Below are 14,266 nucleotides of genomic sequence, written 5' to 3'. Positions count from 1 at the left end.
CCGATCGTGCCCGCCCCGGGTTGCCGCTCCGACGCTCCGCAGGGTGCGTGACCTGCATCGTCACCACCGCGTCGAGCTCGTCGGCGGCCGTACGCGCACCCTCGTCCGCCCGTCGGCGCGCTCCCGGCGCCCTGCATGGCGACGTGCCCCGCCTCACGCGATCCCTGCGACGTCGGAGCCGCCGCGCATCCGCGCATCCGATTGTCGGACATTCCAGCGGATATGGTTCTGGAGCCTGACATCCCCCACCCAGGAAGGAGTCCGCAGCGCGCCGACTCCCTCGGCAGCGCGAGCGGGATCGCTCCCCATGAGTCACAGCACGAAGGCCACCAAGGAACTCCTCGACGATCTCAAGGCCGCCGAACCCCGACGGCGCCGACCACCTCGACAGGGCACCGACCGGATCGTCTTCGGCGTCGCCGCCGCCGTCGCGATCCTCTTCGTCGTCTGGGGGATCGTCTCCCCCGACAACCTCGGCGACGTCGCCTCCTCCGCACTCGACGGCGTCATCACCCACTTCGGATGGCTCTACGTGATCGCCGCGACGGTGTTCACGCTGTTCGTCCTCGTCGTCGCGTTCAGCCGCTTCGGACGGATCCCGCTGGGCCGGGACGGCGAGGAGCCGCAGTTCGGCACCGCCTCCTGGGTCTCGATGATGTTCGCGACCGGCATGGGCATCGGCCTCATCTTCTACGGCGTCGGCGAGCCGCTGTTCTTCTACATGTCTCCCCCGCCGGGGACCGTGGAGGGGCAGACGCCCGAGGCGATGACCACCGCGATGGGCACGACCCTCTTCCACTGGACCCTGTACCCGTGGGCCATGTATGCGATCGTCGGCCTCGGCATGGCCTACGGCACCTACCGCCTCGGCCGTGCGCAGCTCTTCTCGGCGATGTTCTCCTCGATCTTCGGCGAGCGCGTCTCCGAGGGCGTCGGCGGCCGGGTCATCAACATCCTGGCCATCATCGCCACGCTGTTCGGCTCCGCCTGCTCGCTCGGCCTCGGCGCCCTGCAGATCGGCGGCGGCATCGAGTCCACGGGGATCCTCTCCGATGTCGGCTCCCCCGTGCTGGTCCTGATCATCGCGATCCTGACCGCCTGCTTCGTGGCCTCGGCCGTCTCCGGCATCGAGCGCGGCATCCAGTGGCTGTCCAACACCAACATGGTCCTCGCGGTGCTGCTGGCGCTGATCGTCTTCATCGGCGGCCCCACGCTCTTCATCCTCAACGTGATCCCGAACGCCGTGGGCGGCTTCATCGCCGATCTGCCGCAGATGGCCTCGCGCACCGCGGCCTCCGGCGATCAGACGCTCTCGGACTGGATGGGCACCTGGACCATCTTCTACTGGGCCTGGTGGGTCAGCTGGTCGCCCTTCGTGGGCCTCTTCATCGGCCGCATCTCCCGCGGCCGCACGATCCGCCAGTTCGTCGTCGGCGTGCTGCTCGTGCCGTCCATCGTGTCGCTGCTGTGGTTCTCGATCTTCGGCGGCGGGGCGATCGGCGTGCAGGAGCGCGCCGAGGCCGCCAACGATCCCGGCTCGATGCTCTCGACGATCGTCGACGGCTCCCCGGACATCAACTTCGACCTGGTCCTGTTCTCGATGCTCGAGAGCCTGCCCGTCCCGGGCATCATCACGCTGGTCCTGATGGTCCTGGCGGTCATCCTCATCGCGATCTTCTTCGTGACCGGTGCGGACTCGGCCTCGATCGTCATGGGCGGCCTGTCCGAGCGCGGCGCCGAGGAGCCGACGAAGAAGTCCGTCGTGTTCTGGGGCGTCGCGACGGGCGCGGTCGCGGCGATCATGCTGCTGGCCGGCGGCGACGAGCCCTCCGAGGCGCTGAACGGCCTGAAGAACATCACGATCGTGTCCTCGCTGCCGTTCGTGATCGTGATGCTGCTGCTCTGCGTGGCGATCTGGAAGGACCTGTCGAAGGATCCGCTGATGATCCGCAGCAAGCTGGCCCGGCATGTCCTCGAGGACTCGGTGGACACCGCGGTCGAGCGCCATGACGGCGAGCCCTTCGAGCTGCGCACCGTCGAGGCGGTCGTGGAGACCGCTCCGGCGGACGACGCCCCGGCGGACAGCACCCCGGTGGACGATGCATCGACGAAGGCCGCAGCGGCCGCGCAGGCCGATGCACCGGGTGCGGAGACCCCGGAGGTCGACCGCTGATGATGCTCCGCCCCTGCGCGCGAGCGAAGGGGCGGAGGCGAGCGAGGGCCCGCAGTCTTCGGACTGCGGGCCCTCGGCCTGTCTCCGCGGGTCCGCCGCCGTTCCGGCTGCGCCGGCCGCGCCGACGGCACGGGGGCGCATCGGGATCGCACCCGGAATGCACGAAGAGCGGCCCGTGGGCCGCTCTTCCTCTCCGGCCCGATGACCGGTCCCCCGCCGGGGCGGGGTGTGATGGTGGGCGATACTGGGTTCGAACCAGTGACCTCTTCCGTGTCAGGGAAGCGCGCTACCGCTGCGCCAATCGCCCGGGCCGCGGCCCGAAGGACGCGGTGGAGGTGGGTACGGGATTCGAACCCGTGTACACGGCTTTGCAGGCCGTTGCCTCGCCTCTCGGCCAACCCACCGGAGATGCTTCCGCATCATACGAGACGGCGCACCCGACGTATGTCGGGTGCGCCGTCTCCCGGGAGCGGATGACGGGACTCGAACCCGCGACCCTCACCTTGGCAAGGTGATGCTCTACCAACTGAGCCACATCCGCATGGAAGGAGCAATGCTCCGACCGTGGGCGATACTGGGTTCGAACCAGTGACCTCTTCCGTGTGAAGGAAGCGCGCTACCACTACGCCAATCGCCCGTATTCAGTTCTTCCGCCCGACCTCTCGGCCGGACCTGTAGAAGCTTACATGAGCTCGGCAGTGCTTGTCGCCATCCGGCGTGTGACCTACGTCGTCCCGCCGAGGTCGGCGCGCCGACTGGCCTCCCAGCAGGTCATGTCCTATATCGCGACGCGCGGGTGCGTTGCGCCCCATCGCCCCGACAACTCCCTCGGCACCCTTCCGCTCATCCCGCCCCGCCTCCACGAGGGACGACGACCCGCGGGTCGGCCGGCCCGCGGGTCGCCGCCCCGCACCGCGCCGTCGAGCCCGCCCGGCATCGCCCGCCGGGGCCCGCCGCGCCCCGCACGGAATCGGCCGCCCTTCCCGCACGATTCCCATCCGCCGCCCCATGCGTCCGAGCGCCCGCGCGCCGGAGCGCGGGAGCGGCGCCGCGGGCCGCACCGCAAGCACACCCATCGGATGCGCTCGTGACCTGCACCACCAGGAGCCCTGTCGATTTGCGCAGACCCCGGAAGACACCTAGAGTTACTTCTCGTCGGCCAAGCCGATACGCGGATGTGGCTCAGTTGGTAGAGCATCACCTTGCCAAGGTGAGGGTCGCGGGTTCGAGTCCCGTCATCCGCTCCAATCACTCCCCGCGCCTCACGGCGCATCGGGCGATTGGCGCAGCGGTAGCGCGCTTCCCTGACACGGAAGAGGTCACTGGTTCGAACCCAGTATCGCCCACCATCACGAAGGAGCCCCGGTCATCGGCCGGGGCTCCTTCGCGTTCCGGGCAGACGCTCCTCGGCACCGGGCGTTCTCCCCGCTACCCTGAGCCCATGCAGATCTGGCCTGGTAAGTCATATCCCCTCGGCGCCACCTTCGACGGCACCGGGACCAACTTCGCGATCTTCTCGGAGGTCGCCGAGCGCGTGGAGCTGTGCCTCCTCGACGACGACGGCTCCGAGCGTCGGATCGAGATCACCGAGGTCGACGCCTACGTCTGGCACGTCTACCTCCCGTCCATCCAGCCCGGTCAGCGCTACGGCTTCCGCGTGCACGGCCCCTACGATCCCGGGGCGGGCCACCGCTGCGACCCCTCGAAGCTGCTGCTGGATCCCTATGCGAAGGCGATCTCGGGGATGGCGAGCAACCATCCGTCGCTGTACAGCTACGAGTTCGGGGACGTGTCGGCGCGCAACACCGAGGACTCCGCGGCCCACACCATGCACTCGGTGGTGGTCTCCCCGTTCTTCGACTGGGGCAACGACCACTCCCCCGGCCACGAGTACCACGACACCGTCATCTACGAGGCCCACGTCAAGGGCCTGACGATGCTGCATCCCGACATCGACGAGTCGATCCGCGGCACCTATGTCGCCATGGGGCATCCGGCGATCATCGAGCACCTCACCGAGCTCGGCGTGACTGCGGTCGAGCTCATGCCCGTGCACCAGTTCGTCCAGGACGGCCATCTGGTGGAGAAGGGGCTGCGCAACTACTGGGGCTACAACACGATCGGCTTCTTCGCCCCGCACAACGAGTACGCCTACGCCGGAGACCGGGGCCAGCAGGTGCAGGAGTTCAAGACCATGGTCAAGAACCTCCACGCCGCCGGCATCGAGGTCATCCTCGACGTCGTCTACAACCACACCGCCGAGGGCAGCCACATGGGCCCCACGCTGTCCTTCCGCGGCATCGACAACGCCTCGTACTACCGCCTGGTGGACGAGGACCGCGCGCACTACTACGACACCACCGGCACCGGGAACTCGCTGCTGATGCGGACCCCGCACGTGCTGCAGCTGATCATGGACTCGCTGCGGTACTGGGTGACCGAGATGCACGTGGACGGCTTCCGCTTCGACCTGGCCTCGACGCTCGCCCGCGAGCTGCACGAGGTCGATCGGCTCTCCGCCTTCTTCGACATCATCCAGCAGGACCCGGTGATCTCGCAGGTCAAGCTGATCGCCGAGCCGTGGGACCTGGGCGAGGGCGGCTATCAGGTGGGCGGGTTCCCCCCTCTGTGGTCGGAGTGGAACGGCAGCTACCGGGACACGGTGCGCGACTTCCATCGCTCCGAGCCGGGCAGGATCGGGGACTTCTCCTCGCGCCTGGCCGGCAGCTCGGACCTCTACCAGCACACCGGGCGCACCCCCATCGCCTCGATCAACTTCGTCACCGCCCACGACGGCTTCACCCTGCGCGACCTCGTCTCCTACAACGACCGGCACAACGAGGCCAACGGGGAGGGCGGGAACGACGGCGAGTCCCACAACCGCTCCTGGAACTCCGGGGCGGAGGGGCCGACCACGGACAGGGACGTGCTCGATCTGCGGTTGCGCCGCGCCAAGAACCTCATGGCCACCCTGCTGGTGAGCCAGGGCGTCCCGATGATCCTGCACGGCGACGAGATGGGCCGCACCCAGGGCGGCAACAACAACACCTACTGCCAGGACGGCGAGATCTCCTGGATGCACTGGGAGCTGGAGCCGGACCAGATGGACATGCTCTGGTTCACCCAGCAGATGATCGCCCTGCGCAAGGACCATCCGATCTTCCGTCGCCGCCGCTTCCTCCAGGGCGTGGTCCGCGACGGCGCCGCCTCGCCGCTCCCGGACGTCGAGTGGATCGGCACCGACGGCGCCCCGATGACCGCCGAGGACTGGGAGAGCGCGCAGAACAAGTGCCTGACGGTCTTCCTCAACGGCTCCGCCATCCCCGAGCCCGACGGGCGCGGCGCTCCGATCGTCGACGACTCCGCGCTGCTGCTCTTCAACAGCTCCGGCAACGACGTGGACTTCACGCTCCCGGACGCCGAGCACGGGGAGGTCTGGAGCGTCGTCGTCGGCACCGGGGACACCATCGAGGTGGGCAGCGAGCTGCGGGCCTCGGAGACGCTCACCCGTCCCTCCTTCTCGATGATGGTGCTCATGCGCCCCGCGGAGGCCGCCGGGGCGATCGACACCGCGCCCGAGGCGGGCCCCGTGCGGGCCTGAGAACGTCCGGTGCGCCGGCCGGCGCACCGCCGCGGCCGACCGGTCGCGGCCGCCGATGCAGGAGCCGATGCAGGAGGAGCCGCTGTGAGCACCCCGACGAGCACCCCGACCACCCCGCCGATCACCAGCACGATGTCCCTCCCGCCGGTGCGTCCGGTCCCGTCCTCGACCTATCGGCTGCAGCTGCATGCCGGGCACACGGCCGACGACGCCGCCGCGCTGGTCCCCTATCTCGCACGCCTCGGCGTCGGCCATCTGTTCTGCTCCCCCGTGCTGCAGGCCGCCCCCGGCTCCCTCCACGGCTACGACGTCGTGGACCATTCGCGGATCAGCACCGACATCGGCGGGGAGGAGGGGCTGCGCCGCCTCGCGGCCGCGGCGCACCATCACGGGATGGGGCTCGTCGTCGACGTCGTCCCCAACCACATGGCGATCCCGACCCCGATCTGGCACAACCATGCGCTGTGGTCCGTCCTGCGCGACGGCCCCGACTCCCCCTTCGCGCAGTGGTTCGACCTCGACCCGGCCTCCCAGCAGGTGCTCGTGCCCGTCCTCGGCCGGCCCATCGGCGCGGTCCTCGCGGATGAGGAGATCTCGGTCGGCGTGGCCGAGGTCCCGCAGGCCGACGGCACCGTCCGCGAGGAGCGGGTGGTGCGCTACTTCGAGCATGCGCTGCCGATCGCGGCCGGCACCGAGCACCTGGGCCTGGTGGACCTCCTCGAGCGCCAGTGGTACCGGCTCGCGTACTGGAAGGTCGCCGACGACGAGCTGAACTACCGGCGCTTCTTCGACGTCGACACCCTCGCCGCGGTGCGCGTCGAGCTGCCCGGGGTGTTCGAGGCGACCCATGCGACCCTGCTGCGCCTGCAGGCGGAGGGCGTGATCGACGGCTTCCGCATCGATCATCCCGACGGTCTCGCCGATCCGCGCGGCTATCTCCGCGATCTCGACCGGGCCAGCGGCGGGGCCTGGACCGTGATCGAGAAGATCCTCGAGGACGAGGAGACGCTGCCCGGAGACATGCCCTGTGCGGGGACCACCGGCTACGACGCCCTCTGGAGGGTCGGCGGGCTGTTCCACGACCCGCGCGGCGCGCTCGGGCTGACGCATCTGTGGCAGCGGATGACCGGCGACCAGCGGCCCTTCGAGGACGTCGCCGAGGAGTCCGCCGACCTCATCGTCTCCACGAGCCTGTGGGCGGAGGTCGAGCGGCTCACCGGTCTCGTCCACCGCATCTGCCAGGAGGACATCCGGCTACGCGACACCACCCGCCGCCTCATCCAGCGGGCTCTCGTGGCACTGCTGACCTCGATGGACCGCTATCGCGCCTATGTCGTCCCGGGAGAGCCGGCCCCGGGGGCGGAGCGGGCCGTGATCGAGCAGGCGGCGCGCCGCGCCCGGCGCCGGCTCGGCGAGGGCGAGGACCAGCTGGCGGCGCTCGACGTCGTCGTCGCCCTCGTCTGCGGCGACGAGGCGGGCAGCGCCGGCCGCACCGCCTCCGCCGAGCGCGCCGAGGTCGTCGTGCGCTTCGCGCAGACCTGCGGGCCGGTCCACGCCAAGGCGCTCGAGGACACGGCCTTCTACCGCTTCCCGCGGTTCCTCCCCGTCACCGAGGTCGGTGCCGATCCCGATCGCATCGGCGTCGAGCCCGACGACCTCCACGACCACGCGGCCCGGATGGTGCGCACCTGGCCCGATGGCATGACCACCCTCTCCACGCACGACACCAAGCGCAGCGAGGACGTCCGCGCGCGCCTGGCCGTCCTCAGCGAGGCCCCCGAGGAGTGGGCGGAGGTCGTCCACGAGCTCGAGACGGCGACGGCCGAGGACCGGGGCGACCAGGTCGACGGGGCGATCCGCCTGCTGCTCTGGCAGGTCCTCGCAGGATGCTGGGAGCTTCCCGGTGCGGAGGCGGAGCGGATCTCCGTCGAGCGTCTCGAGGGCTACCTCACCAAGGCGATGCGGGAGGCGAAGCAGGCGACCTCGTGGACGGAGCCCGACGTCGAGTACGAGCGGCAGGTGCTGGACCTGGGCCGTGCCGCCCTCGCCTCCGCGCGCGTCGCCGAGATCCTGCACGAATGGACCCGTCGGACGCTGCCGATGCAGCGCGCCGCCATCCTCGGCCAGAAGCTCGTGCAGCTGACGATGCCGGGAGTGCCCGACGTCTACCAGGGCAACGAGAGCATCGACCTCTCCCTCGTCGATCCCGACAACCGCCGCCCCGTCGACCACGCCGCCCATGCCGCGCGCCTCGCGCGCATGATCGACGGCGCCGGACCCGACGGCGTCGCCGACGAGAAGCTGTGGCTGACCCATCGCGCCCTCGTGCTGCGCCGGGACCGGCCCGAGCTGTTCACCGGGCGCGGGGCCGGCTACCGGCCGCTGCCGACCACCACCGGCCACGCCGTCGCCTTCGGACGGTGCGGCGGCGACGGCGAGATCGACGCGGTCTCCGTGGTCACCCGTCTGCCGCGGTCCCTCGCCCAGCGCGGCGGCTGGGCGGGCGCCTTCCTCGCCCTCCCCGCCGGGCGCTGGCGCGACCTGCTCAGCGGGCACGAGCTCGACGGCGGCCAGGTCCTCCTCGCCGAGCTCCTCGAGAACTGGCCGACGGCCCTGCTCGTGCGCACCGAACGGGGCGAGCGGGAGGAGCGGGGCGAGCAGGACGAACGGGGCGAGCGGGAGGAGCGGGCCGAACGGGCCCCGCACGACGGGAGCGACGCGCGATGAGCCTCCCCCCGCGCACGCCCGCGACCGGGTCGCGCCGCACGGACCGCTTCGAGATCTGGGCCCCGTCGGCGTCCCGCGTCGAGATCCGCCTCGACGGCGCCGTCCATCCGATGCACGGCGCGGACGACGGATGGTTCACGCTGCCGGAGGTCCCTGCGGTGCCGGGGACGCGCTATGCGTTCCGGCTCGACGGAGAAGGCCCGTGGATCCCCGATCCGCGGTCCCTCTCGCAGCCCGACGGCGTGCACGCCGCCAGCGAGGTCGTGGACCTCGAGGGCCTGCTCTCCCGAGCGTCCGGCGGCGCACGACCCGGCAGGGGCCGGTCCCTGCGCGGCGCCGTGCTGTACGAGCTGCACGTCGGCACCTTCGCCCCGGGGCCCGACGGCGCCGCCGGCACCCTCGACAGCGCGATCGACCGGCTCGACGAGCTCGTCGAGCTCGGCGTCGACGCCGTCGAGCTGATGCCCCTGGCATCCTTCCCCGGCGAACGCGGCTGGGGCTACGACGGGGTCGACCTGTACGCGGTGCACGAGGCGTACGGCGGGATCGCCGCGCTCACCCGGTTCCTCGCCGCCGCGCACGAGCGCGGGCTCGGCGTGGTGCTGGACCTCGTGCTGAACCATCTGGGGCCGTCCGGCAACTATCTCGGGATGCTGGGGCCCTACGCCACCGACCGTCATGCGACGCCCTGGGGCGAGGCCATGAACCTGGACCAGGACGGCAGCGAGCAGGTGCGGGCGTTCCTCCTCGGTGCCGCCCGGCAGTGGCTCGTCGACCTGGGCTTCGACGGTCTCCGGCTGGACGCCGTCCATGAGCTGCATGACGACTCCGTGCCCCATCTGCTGGCCGAGCTCGCGCTCGCCGTCTCCGCCTGGGAGCTGGAGACGGGGCGCGCGCTCACCCTGATCGCCGAGTCCGATCGCAACGATCCGCGCACCGTCACGCCGGTCGCCGCGGGCGGGCTCGGCATGGATCTGCAATGGGCCGACGACGTCCACCACGGGATCCATGCCTGGCTCACCGGCGAGCGCCAGGGCTACTACGCGGACTTCGGGAGCACGGAGGCGCTGGCCACGGTCCTGTCGCGGATGTTCCTGCATGCAGGAACCTTCTCGAGCTTCCGCGGTCGCGTGTGGGGCGCTCCGGTGGACCCGGGATCGGCGGACTACGACGGCCTCTCGTTCGTGACCTTCCTGCAGGATCACGACCAGATCGGCAATCGGGCACGCGGGGATCGCATCCACCATCGCCTCTCCCCCGCTCTGCACGCCGTCGGCGCCACCCTGGTGCTGCTGGGGCCGGGCACCCCGATGCTCTTCCAGGGCGAGGAATGGGCGGCGAGCACCCCGTTCGCGTACTTCACGGACCACGATGACGAGCTCGGCCCGCTGGTCAGCGCCGGTCGGGTCGCGGAGTTCGCCCGCATGGGCTGGGAGGACGAGGTCCCGGATCCGCAGTCGCGCTCCACCTTCGAGATGTCGATGCTGCGATGGTCGGAGCGTGCGGAGGGCGAGCACGGGCGGATGCTCGGGTGGTACCGGGAGCTGCTGCGCCTGCGCCGGGAGCTGCCCGAGCTCGCCTCGGGCGATCTGCGGGAGACCGACGTCGAGGTCCTGGACGCCGACACCGTGCGCATGCGTCGGGGCGGCATCGAGGTGATCGCCCATCGCGGGGACGGCGCTGTGCTCCGCGCGCACGCCCGGGGCGCCGAGGTCCTGGCCTCGAGCCGCCGAGCCCTCGATCCCGCCGTGCCGGACGGCGCCGTGCCGGACCTCGCAGAGCCCGACGGCGCGATGCCGGAGAACGCAGAGCCGGACGGCGGGCCCGGCGTCCTGGTCCTGCGCCGCTGACGGCGTCGGCCGCGGCTCAGGCCGCGTCGACGGACAGCATCGCCGCCCCGTCGTGCGCGAGGGATGCGAGGCGGGAGAGCGCGCGGTAGTACTTCTTGCGGTAGCCGCTGCGCAGGAGCTCCTCGGTGAACAGCTCCTCGACGACGGCTCGGCCGTCGGCGGCCGAGAGCAGCACCGGGACCTCGCGGTCGTAGAGGCGGTCGACGAGGACGACGAAGCGCAGCGCGTCATGGTGATGGGCGATGGTCCGCAGGCCCGTGATGTGCGCGGCGGCGACATCGTCGATGAGCGCGCCGTAGCGGGAGGGATGGACGGCGGACAGGTGCGCGAGCAGCTCCTCGAATCCGTCCAGCGTCGCCCCCGGCTGCTCCTCGGCATGTCGTCCGACGGTGCCGACGTCCAGCGCGGCGATCTCGGTGACGCCGTCGCGGCGCCGGTAGTCCTCGCCGTCGATGCGCAGGACGTCGAAGCGCTCGGACATGCTCTGGATCTCCCGCAGGAAGTCCTGGGCCGCGAAGCGCCCCTCGCCCAGCGCCTCCGGCAGCGTGTTCGAGGTCGCGGCCACGGCGACGCCGCGGTCCGAGAGCTCACGGATCAGCCGGGTCATCAGCAGGGTGTCGCCGGGGTCGTCGAGCTCGAACTCGTCGATGCACACGAGGACGGACTCCCCCAGCAGGTCCACCGCACGCTGGAAGCCGAGTGCTCCGACCAGATCCGTGCACTCCACGAAGGTGCCGTAGACGCGCTTCCCCTCGACCGCGTGGAACAGCGAGGTGAGCAGATGGGTCTTGCCCACGCCGAACCCGCCGTCGAGGTAGATGCCCTGGGCTGTCGCCGTCTTCCGGCGCAGCCGGGAGAGCCATCCGCCCGTCGGCCGGTCCAGGCCCTCGGCGAAGCGGGCGATGCGCTCCTTCGCCTCCTGCTGGGAGGGATGCTGGGGGTCGGGGACGTAGTTGTCCAGTCGTGCCCGGGCGAAGCGCGGCGGCGGCACGAGGTCCGCGAGCAGCCGCTCCAGAGTCGGTTCGGGGCGGCGGTCGGCAAGCGCTTCAGTCACGACGGCCAGTCTAGGCGCGGCATGGGGGATGATCGGTCCACGGCGCCGCCGCCCCCCCTGCCCGTCCCGGTCCGGAAGAGGTCCCCATGCATCTGCTCCTGCGCGACGGAGCGCCGTTGCCCGCTCCGCTCCCCCTGGCCGACGACGCCGCCGGGGCCGAGACGATCGCCGACCTGTATGCGTTCGCCCCCGACCGGACGACGGTGCGCGCGATGATGAACACGACCGTCGACGGCGCGATCGTCGGCCCCGACGGCACGAGCGGCCCGCTGCGCAATCCCGACGACTCCCTGGTCTTCTCGGTGCTGCGCTCCCTGTGCGATGTCGTCCTGATCGGTGCGAGCACGTTCCGTGCCGAGGACTATGCGCGGCCGAACGGGCGCGAGGATCTGCTCTCCCCATCGCGTCGGCCAGGCGGCGCCGATCGTCCGGTGCTCGCGATCATGACCCGTTCGGGCGATCTCCCCGCGCTCGATCCCGCGTGGCCGACGCTCCTGCTGTGCCCCTCGGATCGGGTCGAGGCGGTGGCCCGACGCACGGGCCTCGCGTCCGCGCAGGTGCTCGGGGCCGACGGGCCGGCCGCGGCGATCGCCGCGCTCGAGCGGCGCGGGCTGCGGGCGATCCAGGCCGAGGGCGGACCGCGGATGCTCGGCGGGCTCGCCTCCGACGGGGTCCTCGACGAGCTGTGCTTCTCGACCACCCATCGCACCGTCGGAGGCGCCCCCGGGGATTCGGCCTCCCGCGTGATCGACGGCCCTGCGCATGACCTGCGCTGGGAGCTCGCCTCCCTCGTCGTCGGGACGCACGCGACGATGGCCCGCTACCGCCGGGAGCGCTGAACCGGGGCGCATGGGGCGCTTGGTCCGCATGGGGCGGCGCCCCGCGCCCGGGCGCAGATCGCGGATCAGCGGATCAGCGGATCAGATGCGCTGACCGATCGCCTGCGGCTCGGGCGCCGCCGCGGGATCGCGGATCGGCAGCGGCAGGGTCGCGGGGTCGAGGTCGATCCCGAGCGCTTCCACGAGGAACTCGGCGAGGGTGCGCTCCCAGCGGACGGGATCGATGTTCCATTCGCGCGTGTGGGAGGCGCCCTCGAAGGGCTCGAAGCGGATCAGGTCCGGGCGCAGGGAGGCGAGGAGCCGGCTGGGTGCGGGCGGGACGGTCGAATCGTCGAGCGCGTGGAAGAGGAGCGTGCGGTGGATGAGGTGCTTCTCGTAGTACTCGGGGCGCATCTCGTCCAGGGCCAGCGGCTCGTGCAGCCGCACCATCCGGGCGCCCGCCGGGGAGGTCATCATCCACAGGGCCATGCGTCGCATCGGCGCGGGCGCCTTCAGCGAGGTCGCGTGGTAGATGAGGATGTCCTGCCAGTCGATCGCCGGGGAGTCGAGCACGAGCGCGGCGATCCGATCGCGATGCTTCGAGCGCACCGAGACGCGCAGGACGATCCCGCCGCCCATGGACCAGCCGACCAGGAGGATCCGGCGAGCGCCCGCCGCGATCGCATGGTCGATCGCCGCCTCCGCGTCCTCCCACTCCTCGGAGCCGAGATGGTGCATCCGATCGGCTGAGGCCGGCGCGCCCGAGTCGTTGCGGTAGGTGATCGCCATGCTCGTCAGCCCCAGGCGATGCAGCAGCGGGATCACGCGCAGCGCCTCGCCGCGGGTGCTGCCATGGCCGTGGACGAGGATCGCCCAGGTGTCCGCGAGGCCCGGCTGCGAGCCCGCGGCCTCATCGGGCCGCACGATCCAGGCGGGCATGTGGCCGACGGGCGACTCGACCTCGACCTCCTCGGTGGGCAGGCCATGGGCGGTCCACGGGGTGCCCGGCCAGAAGAAGCCGTCGATGGAGGAGCGGTCGGGCTGCAGCGGTTCGGCGGTGTCGGTCGCCAGCAGCGGGCGCGAGATCGTCGTCGGCGTCGGACGGCCGTCGACCGGACCGAGCCGGACGTGCACGGCCCCGCCGGACTGCCGCAGCGCCAGGTAGCCGGCGCGCTCGGACTCGGCGGTCGCCTCCAGGTGGACGCGGTCCGGATGCACGGCGCGCACGGGCAGGTGCGGCTTCATGCGGGCCCCGAGCTGCGGCACCAGCGGAAGCCGAGCCATGACGCGGGCGCCGACGGTGAGCAGTCCTGCGCTGAGCGTGAACGCCGCCCCGGCGCCGACGGCGCCGACGAACGCCGCCTCCGCCCATCGCCCCCCTTCCGACCGGGGGCGCAGCCGGTGGAGGCCGGTCCTGGTCGTCGGATGCGGGGAGGATCGACGCAAGGCACGGGTCATGCCGGGCAGTCTAGACGCGGCGTAGGATCGATGGCTGAGCGGCCCCTCCCCGTGCCGACGCAGGACCCGCCGTCGGCCCGACGGCACGACGGCACGACGGGGCGGCCGCGGAGCGGAGCACCCATGTCCACCGAGCCCATCGGCGCGCGCCCCTACCCCGTCGCGATCGGCGAGGACGAGTGGCGTCGCCGCCTGTCCCCCGCCGAGTACCAGGTGCTGCGGCAGGGCGCCACGGAACGCCCCTTCACCGGGGAGTACGAGGAGGTCCGGCCCGCCGGCACCTATGCCTGCCGCGCCTGCGGGGAGACCCTGTTCACCGCCGGCGAGCAGTTCGATGCCCATTGCGGCTGGCCCGCGTTCTGGGCCCCGAGCGACTCGGACGCCGTCGAGCTCCTCGAGGACACCTCGATGGGCATGCGCCGCGTCGAGGTGCGCTGCGCGCGCTGCGGCTCCCACCTCGGGCACGTGTTCGACGGAGAGGGCTTCCCCACCCCCACGGACCAGCGCTACTGCATCAACTCGATCAGCCTCGTCCACAGCGACGACGCCGGCGCCGAGCAGGCCTGAGCGATCCTGCGCGAACCT

General features: G+C 71.6%; 8 protein-coding genes and 6 tRNA genes. 8 read left to right on the top strand and 6 right to left on the bottom strand.

Going from position 1 to position 14,266, the window contains the following annotated elements:
- The first annotated feature begins 307 nt into the window (after positions 1–307).
- The gene (locus tag ACXET9_RS03920) at positions 308–2,173 is read left to right on the top strand and encodes a BCCT family transporter (RefSeq protein ID WP_457885033.1); all 1,866 of its coding nucleotides are present in this window, start codon (positions 308–310) and stop codon (positions 2,171–2,173) included.
- Positions 2,174–2,405: 232 nt separating this feature from the next.
- Here the strand turns inward: ACXET9_RS03920 and ACXET9_RS03915 are convergent.
- The 4 genes from ACXET9_RS03915 to ACXET9_RS03900 form a co-directional block, all read right to left on the bottom strand.
- Positions 2,406–2,480 (bottom strand) — tRNA-Val (locus tag ACXET9_RS03915).
- A 23-nt stretch (positions 2,481–2,503) separates the two neighbouring features.
- A tRNA-Cys gene (locus ACXET9_RS03910) sits at positions 2,504–2,577 on the bottom strand.
- 64 nt (positions 2,578–2,641) lie between these two features.
- Positions 2,642–2,714 (bottom strand) — tRNA-Gly (locus ACXET9_RS03905).
- 24 nt (positions 2,715–2,738) lie between these two features.
- Positions 2,739–2,810 (bottom strand) — tRNA-Val (locus ACXET9_RS03900).
- A gap of 534 nt (positions 2,811–3,344) precedes the next feature.
- Here ACXET9_RS03900 and ACXET9_RS03895 point away from each other — a divergent pair.
- From ACXET9_RS03895 to treZ, 5 genes are all read left to right on the top strand, one after another.
- Positions 3,345–3,420 (top strand) — tRNA-Gly (locus ACXET9_RS03895).
- A gap of 27 nt (positions 3,421–3,447) precedes the next feature.
- Positions 3,448–3,522: transfer RNA gene (locus ACXET9_RS03890), tRNA-Val, on the top strand.
- A 92-nt stretch (positions 3,523–3,614) separates the two neighbouring features.
- Positions 3,615–5,774, top strand: coding sequence for a glycogen debranching protein GlgX (gene glgX / locus ACXET9_RS03885; RefSeq protein WP_457885031.1), 2,160 nt, complete (start codon positions 3,615–3,617; stop codon positions 5,772–5,774).
- Positions 5,775–5,906: 132 nt separating this feature from the next.
- On the top strand, positions 5,907–8,501 hold the full coding sequence (gene treY, locus ACXET9_RS03880; protein WP_457885854.1) for a malto-oligosyltrehalose synthase: 2,595 nt from the start codon (positions 5,907–5,909) through the stop codon (positions 8,499–8,501).
- Complete coding sequence (gene treZ, locus ACXET9_RS03875; protein ID WP_457885030.1) at positions 8,498–10,351, top strand: malto-oligosyltrehalose trehalohydrolase; 1,854 nt, start codon at positions 8,498–8,500, stop codon at positions 10,349–10,351. The genes treY and treZ overlap by 4 nt, the downstream gene beginning before the upstream one ends.
- Positions 10,352–10,367: 16 nt before the next feature.
- Here treZ and zapE read toward each other — a convergent pair whose 3' ends face one another.
- Complete coding sequence (gene zapE, locus ACXET9_RS03870) at positions 10,368–11,405, bottom strand: cell division protein ZapE (RefSeq protein ID WP_457885028.1); 1,038 nt, start codon at positions 11,403–11,405, stop codon at positions 10,368–10,370.
- Positions 11,406–11,491: 86 nt separating this feature from the next.
- Here zapE and ACXET9_RS03865 point away from each other — a divergent pair, with 86 nt between their 5' ends.
- Complete coding sequence (locus ACXET9_RS03865; RefSeq protein WP_457885026.1) at positions 11,492–12,244, top strand: dihydrofolate reductase family protein; 753 nt, start codon at positions 11,492–11,494, stop codon at positions 12,242–12,244.
- An 81-nt stretch (positions 12,245–12,325) separates the two neighbouring features.
- On the opposite strand, the gene ACXET9_RS03860 is transcribed toward ACXET9_RS03865, so the two are convergent.
- Entirely contained in the window at positions 12,326–13,681 is a 1,356-nt protein-coding gene (locus ACXET9_RS03860; RefSeq protein ID WP_457885024.1) for an alpha/beta hydrolase family protein, read from the bottom strand.
- 123 nt (positions 13,682–13,804) lie between these two features.
- Here ACXET9_RS03860 and msrB point away from each other — a divergent pair, with 123 nt between their 5' ends.
- Positions 13,805–14,248 carry a peptide-methionine (R)-S-oxide reductase MsrB gene (gene msrB / locus ACXET9_RS03855; RefSeq protein ID WP_457885022.1) on the top strand — a complete coding sequence of 148 codons (444 nt, stop codon included), beginning with the start codon at positions 13,805–13,807 and terminating at the stop codon, positions 14,246–14,248.
- The last annotated feature ends 18 nt before the right edge of the window (positions 14,249–14,266 follow it).

The sequence above is a fragment of the Brachybacterium netajii (SeqCode) genome (assembly GCF_054114245.1).
This window is presented reverse-complemented; position numbering and strand designations above follow the sequence as displayed.

Bases quoted from the DNA above. Each gene is read 5' to 3' on its own strand.
- ACXET9_RS03920 (WP_457885033.1), top strand. From the start codon at position 308: ATGAGTCACAGCACGAAGGCCACCAAGGAACTCCTCGACGATCTCAAG.
- glgX (WP_457885031.1), top strand. From the start codon at position 3,615: ATGCAGATCTGGCCTGGTAAGTCATATCCCCTCGGCGCCACCTTCGAC.
- treY (WP_457885854.1), top strand. From the start codon at position 5,907: ATGTCCCTCCCGCCGGTGCGTCCGGTCCCGTCCTCGACCTATCGGCTG.
- treZ (WP_457885030.1), top strand. From the start codon at position 8,498: ATGAGCCTCCCCCCGCGCACGCCCGCGACCGGGTCGCGCCGCACGGAC.
- ACXET9_RS03865 (WP_457885026.1), top strand. From the start codon at position 11,492: ATGCATCTGCTCCTGCGCGACGGAGCGCCGTTGCCCGCTCCGCTCCCC.
- ACXET9_RS03860 (WP_457885024.1), bottom strand. From the start codon at position 13,681: ATGACCCGTGCCTTGCGTCGATCCTCCCCGCATCCGACGACCAGGACC.
- msrB (WP_457885022.1), top strand. From the start codon at position 13,805: ATGTCCACCGAGCCCATCGGCGCGCGCCCCTACCCCGTCGCGATCGGC.